The 18,843-nt window shown below is 67.1% G+C and carries 15 protein-coding genes; 10 read left to right on the top strand and 5 right to left on the bottom strand.

The annotated features are described in order from the left end of the window. Nucleotides 1–69: 69 nt before the first annotated feature. Nucleotides 70–1,509: an undecaprenyl-phosphate glucose phosphotransferase gene (locus AR540_RS01960; RefSeq protein WP_059226178.1), complete on the bottom strand. Its 1,440-nt coding sequence runs from the start codon at nucleotides 1,507–1,509 to the stop codon at nucleotides 70–72. Nucleotides 1,510–1,783: 274 nt separating this feature from the next. On the opposite strand from AR540_RS01960, the gene AR540_RS01955 reads away from it, so the two are divergent. From AR540_RS01955 to AR540_RS01945, 3 genes are read left to right on the top strand one after another with little or no spacing between them, the layout of a single operon-like run. Then, on the top strand, nucleotides 1,784–2,803 hold the full coding sequence (locus AR540_RS01955; protein ID WP_059226177.1) for a ligase-associated DNA damage response exonuclease: 1,020 nt from the start codon (nucleotides 1,784–1,786) through the stop codon (nucleotides 2,801–2,803). Further along, a complete protein-coding gene (locus AR540_RS01950) occupies nucleotides 2,800–4,521 on the top strand; it encodes an ATP-dependent DNA ligase (RefSeq protein WP_059226176.1) in 1,722 nt (573 codons plus the stop codon). The genes AR540_RS01955 and AR540_RS01950 overlap by 4 nt, the downstream gene beginning before the upstream one ends. A 3-nt stretch (nucleotides 4,522–4,524) precedes the next feature. Continuing rightward, entirely contained in the window at nucleotides 4,525–5,619 is a 1,095-nt protein-coding gene (locus tag AR540_RS01945; protein ID WP_059226175.1) for an FUSC family protein, read from the top strand. Here AR540_RS01945 and AR540_RS01940 read toward each other — a convergent pair. Together AR540_RS01940 and AR540_RS24530 are read right to left on the bottom strand one after the other, a co-directional pair. Beyond that, entirely contained in the window at nucleotides 5,559–6,059 is a 501-nt protein-coding gene (locus AR540_RS01940; protein ID WP_059226174.1) for a hypothetical protein, read from the bottom strand. The genes AR540_RS01945 and AR540_RS01940 overlap by 61 nt on opposite strands. After that, complete coding sequence (locus AR540_RS24530; protein WP_160328325.1) at nucleotides 6,056–6,502, bottom strand: GNAT family N-acetyltransferase; 447 nt, start codon at nucleotides 6,500–6,502, stop codon at nucleotides 6,056–6,058. Before AR540_RS24530 ends, AR540_RS01940 begins: the two co-directional genes overlap by 4 nt. 351 nt (nucleotides 6,503–6,853) lie before the next feature. Here AR540_RS24530 and AR540_RS01930 point away from each other — a divergent pair, with 351 nt between their 5' ends. The 5 genes from AR540_RS01930 to AR540_RS01910 all read left to right on the top strand — a co-directional run bounded on the left by AR540_RS01930 (nucleotide 6,854) and on the right by AR540_RS01910 (nucleotide 11,126). Continuing rightward, nucleotides 6,854–7,633 (top strand): transporter substrate-binding domain-containing protein, encoded by a 780-nt coding sequence (locus AR540_RS01930; RefSeq protein WP_059226172.1) that lies wholly within the window; start codon nucleotides 6,854–6,856, stop codon nucleotides 7,631–7,633. A 99-nt stretch (nucleotides 7,634–7,732) separates the two neighbouring features. Beyond that, nucleotides 7,733–8,470, top strand: a complete 738-nt coding sequence (locus AR540_RS01925; RefSeq protein WP_059226171.1) for an ABC transporter permease — start codon at nucleotides 7,733–7,735, stop codon at nucleotides 8,468–8,470. Then, a complete protein-coding gene (locus AR540_RS01920) occupies nucleotides 8,467–9,177 on the top strand; it encodes an ABC transporter permease (protein ID WP_059226170.1) in 711 nt (236 codons plus the stop codon). Before AR540_RS01925 ends, AR540_RS01920 begins: the two co-directional genes overlap by 4 nt. 37 nt (nucleotides 9,178–9,214) lie before the next feature. Next, nucleotides 9,215–10,327 (top strand): succinylglutamate desuccinylase/aspartoacylase family protein, encoded by a 1,113-nt coding sequence (locus AR540_RS01915; protein WP_059226169.1) that lies wholly within the window; start codon nucleotides 9,215–9,217, stop codon nucleotides 10,325–10,327. A 34-nt stretch (nucleotides 10,328–10,361) separates the two neighbouring features. Then, on the top strand, nucleotides 10,362–11,126 hold the full coding sequence (locus tag AR540_RS01910; protein ID WP_059226168.1) for an ABC transporter ATP-binding protein: 765 nt from the start codon (nucleotides 10,362–10,364) through the stop codon (nucleotides 11,124–11,126). Between the two features lie 76 nt (nucleotides 11,127–11,202). On the opposite strand, the gene AR540_RS26170 is transcribed toward AR540_RS01910, so the two are convergent. Then, on the bottom strand, nucleotides 11,203–11,331 hold the full coding sequence (locus AR540_RS26170; RefSeq protein WP_269085513.1) for a hypothetical protein: 129 nt from the start codon (nucleotides 11,329–11,331) through the stop codon (nucleotides 11,203–11,205). Between the two features lie 473 nt (nucleotides 11,332–11,804). On the opposite strand from AR540_RS26170, the gene AR540_RS01905 reads away from it, so the two are divergent. Then, entirely contained in the window at nucleotides 11,805–12,530 is a 726-nt protein-coding gene (locus tag AR540_RS01905) for a TorF family putative porin (RefSeq protein ID WP_059226167.1), read from the top strand. Nucleotides 12,531–13,188: 658 nt separating this feature from the next. Beyond that, the gene (locus tag AR540_RS01900; RefSeq protein ID WP_082706881.1) at nucleotides 13,189–14,406 is read left to right on the top strand and encodes a sensor domain-containing phosphodiesterase; all 1,218 of its coding nucleotides are present in this window, start codon (nucleotides 13,189–13,191) and stop codon (nucleotides 14,404–14,406) included. A 15-nt stretch (nucleotides 14,407–14,421) separates the two neighbouring features. On the opposite strand, the gene AR540_RS01895 is transcribed toward AR540_RS01900, so the two are convergent. After that, nucleotides 14,422–18,783 (bottom strand): DEAD/DEAH box helicase, encoded by a 4,362-nt coding sequence (locus AR540_RS01895; protein ID WP_059226166.1) that lies wholly within the window; start codon nucleotides 18,781–18,783, stop codon nucleotides 14,422–14,424. Nucleotides 18,784–18,843 lie beyond the last annotated feature (60 nt).

The following is an 18,843-nucleotide window of genomic DNA, read 5'->3' as shown; positions in this document are numbered from 1 at the left end:
AGGCACTCCAGTGCGATACGACGATGAAACAACGATCCGGATAATGGGGTGGCGGGGCTGAGGGTTGGCTTAATAGGCCGTTCGGCTCCAGAGCAGCGAGAACGGCGTGCGGCAGAGGATGTACAGGTCCAGCCAGAGCGACCATTCCTCGATGTAGCGCAGGTCGTACTCGATGCGACGCTCGATCTTGTCCAGGGTGTCGGTTTCGCCACGCAGCCCGTTGACCTGCGCCCAGCCGGTCATGCCGGGCTTCACCCGGTGGCGGGCCGAATACTCCATGACCGCCTCCTCGAACCTGAGGCCGGCTGCCTGGGTCGCCGTGGCATGGGGGCGCGGCCCGACCAGCGACATGCTGCCGCCCAGCACGTTGAGCAGCTGCGGCAACTCGTCGAGGCTCAACCGCCGCAGCCAGCGGCCCACCCGCGTCACCCGCGGATCGTCCTGGGTGGTCTGGCGCGCGGCATCCCGGTCGGCCTGGCAGGCGAACATGGTGCGGAACTTCCAGACCTCGATGAGGCGGTCGTTGTAGCCATAGCGCTTCTGGCGAAAGAGGATCGGGCCCGGCGAATCCAGCTTGATGGCGAGGGCGATCAGCAGCATGGGCAGAGCCAGGACGGGCAGCACCAGGCCTGTCAGCAGCAGGTCCTCGCAGCGCTTGAACAGCGGCGCCCAGCCGCTCAGCGCCTGTCGCGAAACCCGGAAGAGATGCACGCCGGCGACCTCCGCGAGAGGGGACTGGGCGTAGCGCAGCGCTACCAGGTCCGGCACCAGCAGCACGTTCACCGGCAGGCGCTTGAGCACCCGGGTTACCTGGTCGATCCGGCGCTCCGCGGTCCATGGCAGGGCGATGAACACCGTATCCAGCCGTAGCTCCTCGATGAGGACGCGCAGGTCTCGGGTACCGCCCAGCCAGGGCAATCCGGCCAGGTGCTCGGGCAGGCGGTTCACCGAGCGATCGTCGACGATGCCCACCAGCCCGCAGCGGAAGTCCTGGCGGACCAACAGGTGGTTGGCCAGGCGCAGGCCATTTTCCGTGGCACCGAGGATCACCGCGCGCTGCAGGTAGAAGCCGCGCTGGGCGAGCCAGTTGTAGGAGGAAAGGATCAGCAGCCGCATCAGCAGGAGCGCCAGCAGGGCGCCGAAGAACCACTTCAGCAGCGGCTCGCGCTGTTCCTCCAGGGAAAAGGGATGTATCTGCTGCAGCACGAACAGGCAGAGTACGAAGGCGGTCAGCCAGGCCAGCGTCAGTCGCCGGAAGCGCAGCAGGTTGCTGAACAACAGATCGCTGTACAGCCCGGCAGCCTGGAATACCGCCAGCACCAGCAGCACCAGCAGGCCGTGGGCCTTCCAATGCTCGCCGACGGGATAGCAGAAGGCACCCACGCCGATTACCACCAGCGCCTGGAGTATCCGGGTAATCAGCACCAGATAGGCCGTGCGTCCGGCGCAGCCATACCACAGCCGCTGGAAGGCTCCATCCTTGGCGCAGGTCGACTCGACACCGTCCATGTTCGCTCCAGAAAAATCCTTGCCGCCTGGCAGTCCCACGTCGAACGAACCGGGCCTTTACGCCACCGGTCCAAACAGACGACACCGAAAACCGCTATCACCCGGAACGGGAATAACCGTTTCACTTCACAACCAAATTGTGACCCAGTTCCGATATCAAAGCACTATCACGACCGGGTTATTCGTCAGCTATTTGCCGCCTTCTGCCATGAAGCCCTGAAAAGGACGGTAATTTGGCGCCAATTTCCCCATAACTCGCCGAGGACGTTCGCCCATGGATCTTGTCATCGCCCGCCCCGATGGCCTCTATTGCCCGCCAGGCGACTTCTACCTGGATCCCTGGCATCCCGTGGAGCGCGCTGTCATTACCCATGGTCATGGCGATCACGCCCGGGTGGGCAACGGTCATTACCTGGCTACGTCGGGCAGCGCCGGCATCCTGCGCGCCCGGCTGGGTGCCGACATCAACCTCCAGACCCTGGAGTACGGCGAGGTCATCGACCACCATGGGGTCAAGCTGAGCTTCCACCCGGCCGGCCACGTGCTGGGCTCGGCCCAGGTGCGCCTGGAATACCGCGGCGAGGTCTGGGTAGCCTCGGGTGACTACAAGGTCGAACCCGATGGCACCTGCGCCCCCTTCGAGCCGGTGCGCTGCCACACCTTCATCACCGAATCCACCTTCGGCCTGCCGATCTATCGCTGGCGCCCCCAGGCGGAGATCTTCGCCGAGGTCAATGCCTGGTGGCGCGCCAACCAGGCCCAGGGGCTGGCCAGCGTGCTCTACAGCTATGCCTTCGGCAAGGCGCAACGGCTCCTGCACGGCCTGGATCCAGAGATCGGTCCCATCCTCGCCCATGGCGCGGTGGAGCCCCTGAATCGGGTCTACCGCGAAGCCGGCATCCGCATCCCGGAAACCCACTACGCCGGCGACTTCAAGAAGAGCGACCCCACGCTGCGCCAGGCGCTGATCATCGCCCCACCCTCGGCCGGCGGCAGCACCTGGATCCGCCGCTTCGGCGAACACAGCGATGCCTTCGCCAGCGGCTGGATGATGCTGCGCGGCACGCGCCGGCGGCGCGGGGTGGATCGCGGCTTCGTGCTCTCCGACCACGCCGACTGGCCCGGGCTGCTGTGGGCCATCGAACAGACCGGCGCCGAGCGGGTGATGGTGACCCACGGCTCGGTCGCCATCCTGGTGCGCTACCTGCGTGACCAGGGGCTGGATGCCCAGGGCTTCACCACCGAATACGGCGAGGAAGACGATACGCTGGTTACCGCGGAGGCCCAGGCATGAAGGCCTTCGCCGAACTCTATGGCCGTCTCGACGCCACCACTTCCAGCAACGCCAAGCTGGCCGCCCTGGTGGACTACTTCGGCAGCGCACCGACCGCGGACGCGGCCTGGGCGGTGTACTTCCTCGCTGGCGGGCGCCCGCGCCGCCTGGTGCCGACCCGCCAATTGCGCGAATTGACCATGGCCCTCTCCGGCCTGCCCGAGTGGCTGTTCGAGGAGAGCTACCAGGCGGTGGGCGACCTGGCCGAGACCATGTCGCTGCTGATTCCCACTGCCGATGCCGCCAATGCCGAGGGGCTCGCCTTCTGGCTGGAGGAATACCTGTTGCCACTGCGCGGCCTGCCACCGGAGGAACTGGCCGAACGCCTGCCGCCGCTCTGGGCGCAACTGGATCGGCAGAGCCTGATGGTCTGCATCAAGCTGATCACCGGCGAATTCCGCGTCGGTGTCTCCAAGCTGCTGGTGACCCGCGCCCTGGCCACCCTGGCCGAGCTCGATCCCAAACGCGTTGCCCAGCGCCTGGTGGGCTATACCGACCTCTCCCACCGCCCCACCGCCGAGGGCTATGGCCGCCTGGTCGCCGCGGAGAGTCCGGACGAACATGCCCAGCGCGGCGGCCAGCCCTACCCCTTCTTTCTCGCCCACGCGCTGCAACTGCCGGTGGAGCAATTCGAGGCGCAACTCGGCCCGGCCGAAGACTGGCAGGTGGAATGGAAGTGGGACGGCATCCGCGCCCAGTTGGTCAAGCGTGATGGCCGCCTGTGGCTCTGGTCGCGGGGCGAGGACCTGATCACCGACCGCTTTCCCGAACTGCACCCGCTGGCGGCGCTGTTGCCCGACGGGGCCGTGATCGATGGCGAGATCGTGGTCTGGAAGGAAGACGCCGCCCCCGACACCCTGCTCAGCAGCGAGGAAGTCAGCGAACACCAGGACCAACGCGATCCGGCCGCGCCCATCCCCTTCGGCGTCCAGCCCTTCGCCCTGCTGCAGCAGCGCATCGGCCGCAAGACCCTGGGCAAGAAGATCCTTGAGGACGTACCGGTGATCCTGCTCGCCTACGACCTGCTGGAGTGGCAGGGGCAGGACCTGCGCAGCCAGCCTCAACGGCAGCGCCGCCGCCAGCTGGAACAGGTGGTGACCGGCTGCGCCAGCCCCCTGTTGCGGCCCTCGCCACTGCTGCATGGTCGCGATTGGCAGGAGCTCGCCCGCCAGCGCGAGGCTTCGCGCACCCTGGGCGTGGAAGGCATGATGCTCAAGGCGCAGGACTCGCTCTATGGCGTCGGCCGGACCAAGGACATGGGCACCTGGTGGAAATGGAAGGTCGATCCGTTCTCGGTGGACGCGGTGCTCATCTATGCCCAGCGCGGCCATGGCCGGCGCGCCAGCCTCTACTCCGACTATACCTTCGCGGTGTGGGACGGCCCGCCGGGCAGCTCGGAGCGGACCCTGGTGCCCTTCGCCAAGGCCTACTCGGGACTGACCGACGAAGAGATGCGCAAGGTCGACGCCATCGTCCGGCGTACCACCGTGGAGAAATTCGGCCCGGTGCGCAGCGTCGAGCCGACCCTGGTGTTCGAGCTGGGCTTCGAGGGCATCGCCCTGTCCAAGCGCCACAAGAGCGGCGTCGCCGTGCGCTTCCCGCGCATGCTGCGCTGGCGCCACGACAAGCCGGTGGCCGAGGCGGATACCCTCGACATCCTGCAGAACCTGTTGCTCTAGGCGATGGGTGACGACGCCCCAGCCGCTGGCGGCCCCGGCGCGCCCCGGGAACCCCGCTGGACGCTGGCACTCGCCTGCCTGCCCGCCCTGGCGGCGATCCTGCTGCTCGGCCTGCTGACCCAGGCCTGGCTGCCCTGCGTGGTGGCCCTGGGTGGTGCCTATACCGTCGGCTTCGGTGCCTACAAGAGCTTCGCCGACGAGCCCCTGGCGCCCATGCTGGTGGCCGCGCTGGGCATGGCCTTTTCCGCCGTGGTGGGCTCGCTGCTGGGCCACTACCTGCCCGCCCTGGTGCTGGCCGGCGCGCTCTGGGCCGCCTGCTGCGCCTGGTTGTTCGCGGTCGGCAACGGCCCCTGGTGGATCACCCAGCAGTGGACCGTGGCCCTGCTGGTGGCCGGCGGCTTTCCGGGCGATGGACAACAGGCACTGCTGCGCGGCGGCCTGGTGCTCGCCGGAGGCCTGCTGCAGCTGCTGCTCTTCGCCCTGCTGCAGAAGGCGCTCTACCGCTCCCAGTGGCGCCTGCACAGCGGCTCCCTCAGAAAGCATCTGCACGCCGTCGTGGTGCTGTTCGAAGACAGACTGCGCCTGGGCCGCTACGGTTTCTACGCCGCCGCCGTGGTCGCTCTCTGCCAGCTCCTCAGCAGCATGCTCGACTACGGCCATGGCTATTGGGCACCGATGACCGCCCTGCTGGTGCTCAAGCCACGCCTGGACGATACCTGGCGCCGAGGGCTGGGACGCCTGGGCGGTACCCTGGCCGGCTGCCTGCTGGCGGGCACGGTGGTCTGGATCGATGCCACGCCCGCCGTGCTGGCCGCGGCCTGCCTGGCCTGCGCCCTGGGCGCCTACCTGCTGCAGGACGGCCGCTACTCGCTGCAGACCCTGTTCATCACCGGTACCACGGTCTTGATGGTCGCCCTGGCGGGCGCTCCCGAGGCCAGCGTCGCCCGCGAACGCCTGGGCAGTACCCTGCTCGGTGGCGGGGTCGCCCTGGCCTTCCTCGCCCTCGAAGGCACCGTCGAACGGCGGCTTTCGCGCCTTCAGCGCTGGCGCCGACTGCGCCAGAAGAAAGCCAGTAGGCCGGCCAGGGCCCCCAGGTAACTGCCGTCGTGCATCCAGGCCGCCAGCAGGAAGCCGTGGGCGTCCTGCACGCAGGCCGGCACGCGTTGCGCGCTGCCAACCTCCAGGGCCAGCCCACCGAGGACCAGGCCGAGGGTCGCCAGGATCACCGCGCCCAGCCCTACCCAGGCGGCGCCCCGCCAGAGCGACCTGCCCGTACCGCTCCGGCGCTGCACCCACCAGGAAAGCGCCAATCCCAGCGGTAGGCCGGCCGCCGCCCCGGCCAGCAGCCCGACCTGGGCTACCCGCCAGCGCGGCGCGATGGACTCGTCGAGCAGGCCGAACTGGGGAAACTTCAGGCAGGTGAAGTATTCCGGGCCGATGCCGTAGCTCAGCTGATCGTGCAAGGCCCCATAGATCGCCGCCAGGCCGACCAGGACGCCCAGCCGCCCCAGGGCAAGGCCCCATTCCCGCACGGTCACCCTGCCAGCTCCTCATGAAAGCCGTGCAACCCGGTACCCGGAGGACGCGGTAGGTAGCCGCAGTGACGATGACCGCAGCGCTCATAGAAGGACGCCGCCCGTGCCGTGCGCAGATAGGCCACCGTGGCGCCCAGGACTCGGGCCTCGGCTTCTGCCCGCGGCAAAAGCCGCTGGCCCAGTCCGCCGCCGCGATAGGCCTCGGCGACCCCGAGCACCTCGATTTCCAGCCCCTGCCAGAACACCTTGCCCAGCAGTCCGGCGATAACACCTGTCGCGTCGCTGATCACCAGGCGCACGGGTATGTCGGCCGACTCGTCCGCCAGCCCTGGATGCTGGGCACTCACGAAGCGGGCGAAGCCCCGTTCCACCGTCTCCGCCTGGGCCCGCGTCGCCGCGAGGATCTCGCAGGCCACGCCTGGTCTGCCGCCTTCATCCATCGTCATCGACTCCTGCTCCCGTTTCCTTTGCACCCAGCCCCAGTAGCCGTTGCTACCGATCAGGTCGGACGTCTCGCTGACTGATGCGGTTTTGCTACCTTTTTGCCCACCCCAGGAGGATTCGCCTCTTTTCAGACCCAAAGTGGTGCGTTCGTCCGCACCATGCAGGAAAGCCGCATCCTTCCGGTGCATAATGCGCCCCACGCTCCGCTCCTACCTGCTACCAGATGTAACCAGCGCGGCAACTGCGTATAGATTTGGGACGATTTTCCCCGCCTGGTAAGCTTATTGCTCCCGCGAGGGCACGGGCGCCGTACTGGCGTCATGATTTCATCCACATTCGCACTAGGATCCGACATGAAAAAAAGCTGGCTGACTCTCTCTGCGCTCGCTCTGTGCCTGGCCGCCGGTTCGGCGATGGCCAAGGAATGGAAAGAGATCCGCTTCGGTGTGGACACCACCTACCCGCCCTTCGAGTCCCAGGCCGCCGACGGCAGCTTCGTCGGTTTCGACATCGAGCTGGGTGAGGCCATCTGCCAGAAGCTGGACGTGAAGTGCAAGTGGGTGGTGAGTGACTTCGACGGCCTGATCCCCGGCCTGCGCGCGCGCAAGTTCGACGGCATCCTGTCCTCGCTGACCAAGACCCCGGCCCGTGCCGAGCAGATCGACTTCTCCGACCTGCTGTGGTCCGGCCCCTCCTCCATGGTCACCAAGGAAGGCGCCAACCTGCAGGCCACTCCGGAAAGCCTCAAGGGCAAGACCGTGGGCGTCCAGCAGGGCACCATCCAGGAAACCTTCGCCAAGCAGAAGCTGGCGCCCAACGGCGTCAACGTCCAGAGCTACCAGAACCAGGACCAGGTCTATGCCGACCTGGTGTCGGGCCGTATCGACGTCGCCATGCAGGACATGCTGCAGGCCGAAGGTGGCTTCATGAAGTCGCCCCAGGGCAAGGGCTACGTTAACACCGCCATCCACGACGAGCTGCTGCCGGCCGATACCGCCATCGGTATCCGCAAGGGCAACGACGAGTTCAAGACCTTCGTCAACAAGGGCATCGCGGCCATCCACGCCGACGGCACCTACGACAAGATCCAGAAGAAATACTTCGGCGACCTGAACCTCTACGATCCCAAGTAAGGTCCGCACGGTCGACGCCCCCGGTGCCACCGGGGGCGTTCTACGCATGGCCGTCGGCGCGCGCCGCCCGCGGTCTCACCAGGCGATTCCCCTAGACGCATGCAGAATTCCTTCGACTCCTTCTTGCAGTCCATCGGCTTGGGCGCGTTCAGCCTGCACGGCTACGGCCCCCTGATCCTGGAAGGCACCCTGACGACCCTCAAGCTCGCCGGCTTCGCGCTGGTGGTGGCCGTCATCCTCGGCCTGCTCGGCGCCTCCGCCAAGCTGTCGCGCTTCACGCCCCTGCGCTTCGTCGCCCAGAGCTACACCACCCTGATCCGTGGCGTACCCGATCTGGTGCTCATGCTGCTGATCTTCTACAGCCTGCAGAACTGGCTGGGCGCCCTCACCGACTACATGGGCTGGGACTACATCGACATCGACCCCATGGCGGCCGGCATCGCCACCCTGGGCTTCATCTATGGCGCCTATTTCACCGAAACCTTCCGCGGCGCCATCCTCGCCGTGCCGCGCGGCCAGGGGGAGGCAGCCCTGGCCTACGGCCTGAGCCGCTGGCAGACCTTCACCCTGATCACCTTCCCGCAGATGATGAGATTCGCCCTGCCCGGCATCGGCAACAACTGGCAGGTACTGCTCAAGGCCACCGCGCTGGTCTCCATCATCGGCCTGGCCGATCTGGTGCGCGCCTCCCAGGAAGCCGGCAAGGGGACTTTCAAGCTGTTCTACTTCCTGATCGTCGCCGGCGTCATCTATCTGCTCATCACCGCCGTGACCAACGCCATCCTCGGCGCGCTGGAACGGCGCTACCACGTCGGCGTGCGGGAGGCCAAGCGATGATCGAACTCCTGAAGCAATACTGGAAACCGCTGCTGTGGACCGATGGCTACCACATCACCGGCCTGGCCATGACCCTCTGGCTGCTGGTGGCCTCGGTGGTGATCGGCTTCCTGGTCTCGGTACCGCTGTCGGTGGCCCGGGTCTCGGAGCGGCGCTGGCTGCGCTGGCCCATCGGATTCTATACCTACGTCTTTCGCGGCACGCCGCTCTATCTACAGCTGCTGATCTGCTACACCGGCATCTACAGCCTGGGCTTCGTGCGTGACCAGCCGCTGCTGGGCAGCTTCTTCCGCGACGGCCTGAACTGCACCATCCTGGCCTTCGCCCTGAACACCTGCGCCTACACCACCGAGATCTTCGCCGGGGCCATCCGCAACACCCCCCACGGCGAGGTCGAGGCGGCCAAGGCCTATGGCCTGGACGGCTGGCGGCTGTACGTGCACGTGATCCTGCCCTCGGCACTGCGCCGTTCGCTGCCCTTCTACAGCAACGAAGTGATCATGATGCTGCACTCCACCACGCTGGCCTTCACCGCCACCGTGCCGGACCTGCTCAAGGTCGCCCGGGATGCCAACACCGCGACCTTCCTGACCTTCCAGGCCTTCGGCCTCGCCGCGTTGCTGTACCTGGTGGTGTCCTTCATCCTGATCGGACTGTTCCGCCTGGCGGAGCGCCGCTGGCTGGCCTTCCTCGGCCCGACCCACTGACCCAAGCAGCCGCGCCCCGCGCGGCTCCGGAGTAGTCATGCGCCACCTCACCCATCCGCTCGTCGCGCCCGTCCCCGGGACCGAGCGTTGCATCCACAGCTTCCACTTCGGCCCTGCCGACAGTGGCCGCAAGGTCTACATCCAGGCCTCCCTGCATGCCGACGAATTACCCGGCATGCTCACCGCCTGGCACCTCAAGCAGCGCCTCAGGGCGCTGGAAGCCGCCGGCGAACTGCTGGCGGAAGTGGTGCTGGTGCCGGTGGCCAACCCCATCGGCCAGGATCAGCAGGTCGCCGACGTCCACCTCGGCCGCTACGAGCTGGAGAGCGGGCAGAACTTCAACCGCCGCTTCCGCGACATGACCGCCCAGGTGGAGGCCGCCGTGGCCGAGCGCCTGGGGGACGACGCAGCCGCCAACCAGGCCTTGGTGCGCCAGGCCTTCCGCACCGCCCTGGCCACGGAAACCGCCGGTACCCAGCTGGACAGCCAGCGCCTGACCCTGCAGCGCCTGGCCTGCGACGCCGAGGTGGTGCTCGACCTGCACTGCGATTTCGACGCCGTGGCCCATCTCTACACCACGCCGGAAGCCTGGCCCCAGGTGGAACCCCTGGCGCGCTACTTCGGTTCGGAGGCCAGCCTGCTCGCCACCGATTCCGGCGGCCAGTCCTTCGACGAATGCTTCACCCTGCTCTGGTGGAATCTCAACCAGCGCTTCGGTGCGCGCCTGCCCATGGGCAGCCTGTCCGTCACCCTGGAGCTGCGTGGCCAGCTGGACGTACGCGACGACCTCGCCAGCGCGGATGCCGATGCCATCGTCCATTACCTGCGTCACCAGGGCTTCCTGTCCGGTACCGTGGCGCCCCTGCCACCGCTACGCCAGCCCGCCACCCCGCTGGCCGCGGCCGAACCCGTGGCGACCCGCCAGGGTGGTGTGCTGGTGCTCAAGGCGCAGGTGGGCGAACTCGTGGAGGCCGGCCAGGTACTGGCCCAGGTCATAGACCCCATCACCGATCAGGTCGAGGACGTGCGCAGCGCCGTCGCCGGCGTCCTCTACGCGCGCTCGAATCGCCGCATGGCCACGGCCGGCATGGTGATCGCCCACGTGGCAGGTACCGAGGCCTACCGCAGCGGCTACCTGCTGTCGCCGTGATCCCTACCCTCCTTCAGCTGTGGAATCCCTATCCATGTACAAACTGACCGTCGAAGGCCTGCACAAGCGTTACGGCGACCACGAAGTGCTCAAGGGCGTCTCGCTCCAGGCCAAGACCGGCGACGTGGTCAGCCTGATCGGTGCCAGCGGCTCGGGCAAGAGCACCTTCCTGCGCTGCATCAATTTCCTCGAACAGCCCAACGAGGTGACCATGACGCTGGATGGCGAGACCATCCGCATGGCCGCCGACCGCGGCGCCGTCCGGGTGGCCGATGCGGCCCAGTTGCAGAACCTGCGCACCCGCCTGGCGATGGTATTCCAGCACTTCAACCTCTGGAGTCACCTGAGTGTGCTGGACAACATCACCCTCGCGCCGCGCAAGGCGCTGGGCGTGGGCAAGGCGGAAGCCGAAGACCGGGCACGCAAGTATCTGGACAAGGTAGGCCTGCCGGCGCGCGTCGCCGATCAGTACCCGGCGTTCCTGTCCGGTGGCCAGCAGCAACGGGTCGCCATCGCCCGCGCCCTAGCGATGGAGCCGGAGATCATGTTGTTCGACGAGCCGACCTCGGCGCTCGACCCGGAATTGGTCGGCGAGGTGCTCAAGGTGATCAGGGCCTTGGCGGAAGAAGGCCGCACCATGCTCATGGTGACCCATGAGATGGCCTTCGCGAGGGAGGTGTCCACCCAGGTGCTGTTCCTGCACCAGGGCGTCGTGGAGGAACAAGGTCCGCCGAACGAGGTACTGGTCGCGCCGCGTAGCGAACGCCTGCGTCAGTTCCTCAGCGGCAACCTGAAATAGCCATGGGCCTCTCGCCAGGGGCGTGGGGCATACCGCAGGGCAGCGCCCTGCGGTTCACGCGGGCGACGGCTGCCGCTTAGCGCCGCTGCTGAGCGCGGCGCTGGGCGGCCAGCCTTTCGCGCTCGCGGCTGGGGATCGGGATAGCCTTCACCAGACCGAGTCGGGCGAGCAGATCCAACACCAGGGCTTGTATACGGTCGTTCATGGAAACTCCTCGAGCCAACGCTCAATCGGGGACAGCCACCACGGGGCAGCGCTCGCTACCCCTCTCGCTACAATATTGAGTCATTCCAGCTCGATTCAATCCGCTTACCCGCGGTTGTTCGTCGCACTGGCCCTGCCCTTTGTCAATAAATATGTCCCCCGGCCCGCTCCGGCGCGGGTTGCAGCCAGCCGCGAATGCCCACCCTCCTCTACGCTGATATCAGAACCCATATCAAATTCAAGGGTCGAGCCATCCCCATCTAGTTCAATTCACCCGGAACGACCTGACGAGTGGTGAAAAAACGCCGCGATCGTTGGTTATCATCGAAGGGCAAGAATGGGTTAGCCGCTGTATCTCATCCAATAACAACGATGTCATCAGGGTGTTCTCACTCGGATGTATTCCCTGCTTGTTGTTATCCCTATATCTCTGCCCTTACTCATCGAATTCACCGGCACGGCGGGAGTGCTTCCATGAACAGATCGTTGCCTTGTCTCATCGTGCTCGGGTTGCTCAGCAGTCCGGTGCTGGCTGCCAGCTGGGGCATGCAGCGCGAGGTCGGGGATTTCGATCTGAAAATGGGCACAGCACCTTCCCGCAGCATGGCCCAGGGCCTGGTGGCGCCGACCTCGGCCGGTATGGGCGGCGGCTTCGACCTGACCCACGACAGTGGCCTGTATTTCGGCCAATGGACCACCAACAACGCCTCCTCCGCCGATACCCCCGTGCTGGAGATGGATACCTACGCCGGCTACAAGCATCGCTTCGCACCCGGCTATGGTTATGAATTCGGGGTGATCAACTACAGCAACCTGATCCAGAACGTCGAGCCCAGCCGCGAGCTGTATTCCGGCATGACGGTCTTCGGCAAGCGCCTGGGCGCGGCCTTCGCCAATGATCCGGGCCGCCAGAATGCCTCGCTCTATGCCGACCTGGGCACGCTACCGCTATTCGAGACCGGCGTGTCCCTGAAGTACACCAACTATGTGCTCGATACGCCGGCAACCGTCGATAGCGGCGGCCTGGTGCGCCGGTTCAACGACTGGTCGGTCAACCTCAGCCGTAAATGGGTGAATACCCTGTTCAATCTCAGCTACAGCGGCACCAGCCTGAGAGGTGCCGACTGTTCGGTGTATTCGGGGCACAACACCTATTGCGACAACGCCCTGATGCTCAAGGCCTCTCATCCCTTCTTCTAGTGGGGTGTTTCAGACGTTCGCGCCAGAATTGGCGAGTGATTCTTTTGCCCGGGCCAGGCGCCGCGACGAGTCATAGCAGGGTTATGGCGAGGAGTGGCAACGCCGCCCGGGCAAAAAAAGCGCCGCCAAAATCGTGCAGTTGACTTCTGAGACACCACACTAGTGTGGCGTTTCAGAAGTTCGCGCAAGAATTGGCGAGTGATTTTTGGGTCCTGGCTAAGCGCCGCGACGAGTCATAGCAGGGCTATGGCGAGGAGTGGCAACGCCGCCCGGGCAAAAAAAGCGCCGCCAAAATTGTGTAGATAACTTCTGAAACACCACACTAGCGTCTGCTCCCTCGCTCCGTCTTACTTGGCATCCTGGTCGTCTTGGCAATCCGGAGGTCTTGCCAAGGGCGCGACTGACACGGTCGGCTCATCGCGTCTCCGTGTCACGGTGACCGAGTCGCTGAGCGAAGCAGGCCGTCGGGTGCTCCTGGCGCCCCCAGATGCACGGCCAACCCTCGCCCCATCACCCAAGAGCAGCGTGGCAGAGCGGTTCGCTCTCGACACAGGTCTTGTCGGAACCGACCTGGATTGGCGATCCTAGGCTCCGACAGTGGCTGGACTGAGCCGGCTGTCGCCGTCTGAAGCCAGCCTTTGCCGACAAGGAGCGCCGTATGTTGGTCGCTGATCAGTCTCATCCACTACTCAAGCTGCTGTCCCACGACATCGGTGAGCGTGAGTTGCGTGAGTCCCTGAGGGTGGTACGCCAGTATCTGGGGATGGACGTGGCCTTTCTCGCGCGCTTTCGCCGGACGGATCGGGTGTTGGAACAGGTGGATAGTCGCGCGGATTGTCCGATCTACGAAGGCCAGGTCATTCCCTTGACCGAAGGCTACTGCCAGAAGGTGGTCAACGGCGACTTGCCCGAGTTGATCCCGGACACCTCGCGGATAGCGGCGACGCGCCAGATACCGGCGACCGCATCGATTCCCATCGGTTCGCACATGAGCGTCCCCATCCAGGTGAATGGCCATATCTATGGCACCCTGTGCTGCTTCGGCTTCAAACCCAATACCAGCCTGGGCGAGCGCGATCTGCAGATGCTGCGCGCCTTCGCCGAGATCCTCGCGTTGCGGCTGCACGAACTGGAAGGCGACCGGCGTGCGCGCCAGGCCATGAGCGACCAGATCGAAGCGGCCCTTGCGCTCGGGGCACCCCGTATCGTCTTTCAACCGGTCTTCCAGCTGGCTGACCTGCGCCTGCATGGCTTCGAATGCCTGTCGCGCTTCGAGGTGGAACCGCAACGCTCGCCGGACAAATGGTTCGACCAGGCCGCCCGCGCGGGTATCGGCGTGCGCTTGGAAGAACGGGTACTGCGCAAGAGCCTGGCCTACCTGGAGACGTTCGCCGCGCCCTACGCTCTCAACGTCAACGCCTCACCGCAACTAGTGACCTCGCCGCATCTGCTGCCGTTGTTCCAGAACGTGCAGGACCTGTCCCGCGTCACCCTGGAGATCACCGAGCACGCCATCATCGAGGACTACGCCGCGCTGGCCGCTGCCCTTGTCCCGCTGCGGCAGCAGGGCATGCGCCTGGCGGTGGACGATGCCGGCGCTGGCTACTCCAGCATGAAGCACATCCTGCAACTGCAGCCCGACATCATCAAGCTCGACATGAGCCTGACCCGTGCCATCCACGAAGACCGCAACCGCCGCACCCTGGCGAAAGGCCTGCTCGGCTTCGCCCATGAAATCGGCTCCCAGGTCGTGGCCGAGGGGGTGGAAACGGCCGGTGAACTCGACACCCTGCGCGATCTGCAGGTGGATTTCGCTCAGGGCTATCTGCTGGGTAGGCCACTGGCCGAAGCCGACGCCCTCGCCCTCATCGGCTGAGCCGGCGCGCGCCGCTCAGCCGGCGTTCGGCACCTGGGGTAGCGGGCGACCGACAGCGCCGCTGTGCGGCCGTTCGCGCCCCAGTTGCTGCAGCGCCTGCCGTGCCCGCACCTGGTCCGCAGGCGGCAGCTCCACCAGCCACCTGACCTCATTGGCGATGCGCGCAGCGATGGGCACGCCATCGCGATAGAGCAGCCGATTGCCAGCCACGGCCGGCACCTTGGTACCGGGCAGCAGGGTGCCCAGCAGATTGAGCGGGTCCAGGGCCGAAACGCAGACCCAGCTGTCGTCCGCCGGACGCTGGCGCCACTCCCGCAGCGGGGCGATCGCGGCCGGATCGGCGAACTGTTCGCCGGAGAGCCCGGCGATGAAACGGCCACCCCGGATCTCGCCGCGGGCCTCCAGGCGGTGACAGGCGCGCAGCAGATCCCGCCAGGGCGGTAGCAGCGTGGTCTCGCGCTCCAACAGTTGCCAGCAGAGCACTCCGTAGCGCCGCAGCAGCACCCAGACCAGCCGCTCCAGCAAGGCGTCCGGCAGCCGGGCCTCGGCAGCCGGCTCGCGCGGATGCAGCGCAGCCCAGCGACCGGCGTCGTCCATGCCACCATAGAGGGGAATCCGTCCGCGGCGTGAACCGGTCCGGCTGCCACGCCTGGCCGCCGGCAGCACCAGGGCACGCAGCCCGGCGAAGCTGTCGGCATTGATCGCCCCGGCACCGACCAGCTCGCCCAGCGCCGTCTCCAGCTCGCTGCGCAGGAGCCGCGCCTCGCCCAGCAGTTCGTCGAAGAAGGAGGCGCCCCGGCGGGTCAGCACCGCCAGTACCCGTTGCGCCTTGGGCGTCAGCAGCTCCGCCGCGGGCGCCATGGTCAAGCCGCTCCAGTCCGCCAGATGCCGCCGGGGCAGCAGGACTATGGGCGTGCTCTTGACTGGCCCGCCGCCGCCCCGCCCCGGGGTGGGCAGGCGCAACCAGACCGCCCGCCCGGCGCGACAGAGATCGTCGAGCCCCGTGAACAGGTAGTCGGGCAGACGGCTCGGCAGGATCTCGCTTTCCCAGCCGGCAGCCGCCACCTCGAAGCCTTCCAGTTGGCCCACCACCTGTTCCAGCCCTTCCCCGCCCCTCAGGGTCGCCGGTCCGGCCAGGTGGTGATGATCCAGCAGGAATCTCAGGTAATCCGCCAGGGCCACCGGCTCGATGGCCTTGCGCAGCCGGCCCAGGGTGTAGCGATGGATACGGGCCAGCAGATGCCGCTCGCACCATTCCACCGCCCTACCTTCCGGCGTGAAACGCCCCTGCAGCACGTAGCCTTCGCGCTGCAGGGCCAACAGCGCCGCCGTGAGACGTTCCGGTGGCAGGCCAAGGCTGGCGGCCAGAGCGGGCTGGTCGATAGGCCCCAAGGCGGTCAGCCGGGCGCGCAACAACTCGACCAGCGCCGCCTCGGCATCGACGGGCGCCGGGAAGCCAGGCGGCTGACTCAGCGCTGGCTCGACGGAGGCTGCGGGAAACAGCTGCTGGAACGCCGCTAGACGCTCGGCGGCGATCCACAGCGTTGCTGCGGGCAGGCGCAACTGTCCCGCGCGCCGGGTCTTGCTCAGTTGGAGCGCCTGGGCGCGCCGTGGCGCCACCTCCGCCTCGGTGAGAAAGCCCACGCCCAGCAAGGCCTCGTGCAGGTCATCGGCGGTCTCCAGCCGCGGCCAGGCTTCGTCGCGCACCAACGCGATGGCGGCCGGGTCCAGGGCACCGAGGTCGTCGGGATCGGCACCACCGAAGCGGCGGTTCTGCACGGCGAGCGTCCGGCGTTCCTCGACCGGGGCATCGTCCAGATAGGCATAGGGCTTGGCGGTGAGCACCTCGGCAGCCAGCGGCGAAGGTGCGGGCAGATCGCGGGTCAGCAAGGTCAGTTGGCCGGCACCGATCCGCTCCAGCAAGGCCAGCCAGCCGCGGCTGTCGAGGGACTCGTGCAGGCAGTCGTCCAGGGTCTGGCGGACCAGCGGGTGATCCGGCACCTGGCGTTCGCCGGACAGGTTTTCCAGGCAGGCGACCTGATCGGGAAAGACCGTGGCCAGGAGGTCTTCGCTGCGCATGCGCTGCACCTGGGTAGCGACCTTGCGTCCGGCGCTGAAGCGCGGCAGGGCCAGGGCCGTGGTGGCGTTCCAGCGCCAGCGCACGGCGAACAGGGGCGCGTCGAGCAAGGCCTGAACGAGGACGTGTTCCGCGGTGCCTGGATGCAGGTAGCGCCAGACTTCGTCGAGTTCGAAGCTGTGGCTGGTGGCCAGTGAAAGAATCAGGGCGTTCTCGGTGGCCGCCGCCTGCAGCTCGATATTGAAATTGCGGCAGAATCTCTTGCGCAGGGCGAGACCCCAGGCGCGATTGATGCGGCTGCCAAAGGGCGCATGGATGATCAACTGCATGCCGCCGGCCTGGTCGAAGAAGCGCTCCATGATCAGCGTCTGCTGAGTCGGCAGCGCGCCCAAGACCTGGCGCGTCCGTCCCAGGTAATCCACCAGTTGGCGGGCGACGCCCTCCTCCAGTTCAAAGGCCGCGCCGATGCGGGCGATGGCCGCCTCCGGCCCCTCGTCCTTGGCGGGCAGCAAGGGCTCGAGGTCCGCCCGCAGCCGTGCCAGGCCGGCCGACAGTTCGTCACTGCGCCCCGGCGCCTCGCCGTGCCAGAAGGGAATGTTGGGCGGCTGACCCTTGGCGTCCTCCACCCGCACCTGGCTGCCTTCGATCTTGACGATGCGATAGGCGGTGTTGCCGAGCTGGAAGACATCGCCCACCAGGCTTTCGAAGGCGAAATCCTCGTTGACGCTGCCCACGGTATGACCCTGGGGTTCCAGCAGCACACGGAAGTCGCCACTCTCCGGGATGGTACCGCCGCTCATCACGGCAGTGGCCTTGCCGCCGCGGCGGCCCCGCAGCAGGCCGTTCACCGCATCGCGGTGCACATAGGCCGCGCGTGGCCCGCGGCGGTCGCTGTAGCCCTGGCTGAGCATTTCCACCACGGCGGTGTAAGCGGACTCGCCAAGGTCCGCATAGGGCTCGGCCTGGCGCAACACGGCCAGCAGGCCCGCTTCCGACCACTCCTGGCAGGCGACCTCGGCCACCAGTTGCTGGGCCAGGACGTCCAGCGGCGCCCGGGGGATGTGCAGGGTGTCCAGCTCACCGCGGCGCACGCAGTCGAGCAGTGCCACGCACTCCACCAGGTCGTCCCGCGAGGTGGGGAACAGCCGTCCCTTGGGCAGACCGCCGACCTGGTGGTTGGCGCGGCCGACGCGTTGCAGGAAGGCAGCGATGGAGCCGGGCGAACCGATCTGGCAGACCAGGTCGACGTCGCCGATGTCGATGCCCAGCTCCAGGGAAGCGGTCGCCAGCAGCAGCCGCAATTCACCGCGCTTGAGACGCTGCTCGGCGTCCAGCCGCTGCTCCTTGGCCAGGCTGCCGTGGTGGGCAGCGACCTGGGCGTTGCCCAGGCGATCCGACAGCTGCCGAGCCATGCGCTCGGCCAGGCGCCGGGTATTGACGAACACCAGGGTGGTGCGGTGCGCCTCGGCCAGTTCGGCGAGGCGGTCGTAGACGAGCTCCCAGGCCTGGGTGGACAGCATCGCCTCCAGGGGAATGGGTGGCACCTCCAGGGCCAGGTCGCGGGCGCGTTGGTGGCCGATGTCGATCACCGTGCAGGGCTTGGGTTGCCCCTGGGCATCGCGGCCGACCAGGAAGGCGGCCACCGCAGCCAGGGGCTTCTGGGTAGCGGACAGGCCGATGCGCTGCAGCGGACGACCCGTGAGGGCCTCCAGGCGCGCCAGGCTGAGCGTGAGATGACTACCCCGCTTGCCATCGGCGATGGCATGGATCTCGTCGACGATGACGCCGCGTACGCTGGCCAGCATGCGTCGACCGGAATCCGAACCGAGCAGTACATAGAGGGATTCCGGCGTGGTGACCAGCAGGTGCGGTGGCCGCCGGCGCATGGCCGCCCGCACCTTCTGCGGAGTATCGCCGGTGCGCACCGCGGTGCGCAGCTCCAGCGGCGGCTGTCCGCGCGCCTCCAGCGCCGCACCGATCCCGGCCAACGGCTCTTCGAGGTTGAGGCGGATGTCGTTGGACAGGGCCTTGAGCGGTGACACATAGAGCCAGAGACAGGCCTCTGGCAAGCCGCCGTCGCGCAGCGCCTCCTGCACCAGGCCATCGAGCACGGCGAAGAAGGCGGTCAGGGTCTTGCCCGAGCCAGTCGGCGCCGCCACCAGCACCGAGGCGCCGGCACGAATGGCCGGCCAGGCCTGGAGCTGCGCCTCGGTCGGTGCGGGAAAGCGCCCCGCGAACCAGCTGCGAGGCGCCTCGTGGAAGTCCGCCAGGACAGCGGTAGCAGGCGTGGATAGGGTCATGGCTCCACTATGGGAGCGGCCCTGCGCCTTCTCAATCCAGCCCGACCGGTGGCGGCTCCG

This window comes from Pseudomonas sp. EpS/L25, from assembly GCF_001512295.1.
GTDB lineage: Bacteria > Pseudomonadota > Gammaproteobacteria > Pseudomonadales > Pseudomonadaceae > Chryseomonas.
Note: the sequence above shows the minus strand (reverse complement) of the source record. Positions and strands in the feature narration are given on the sequence as shown.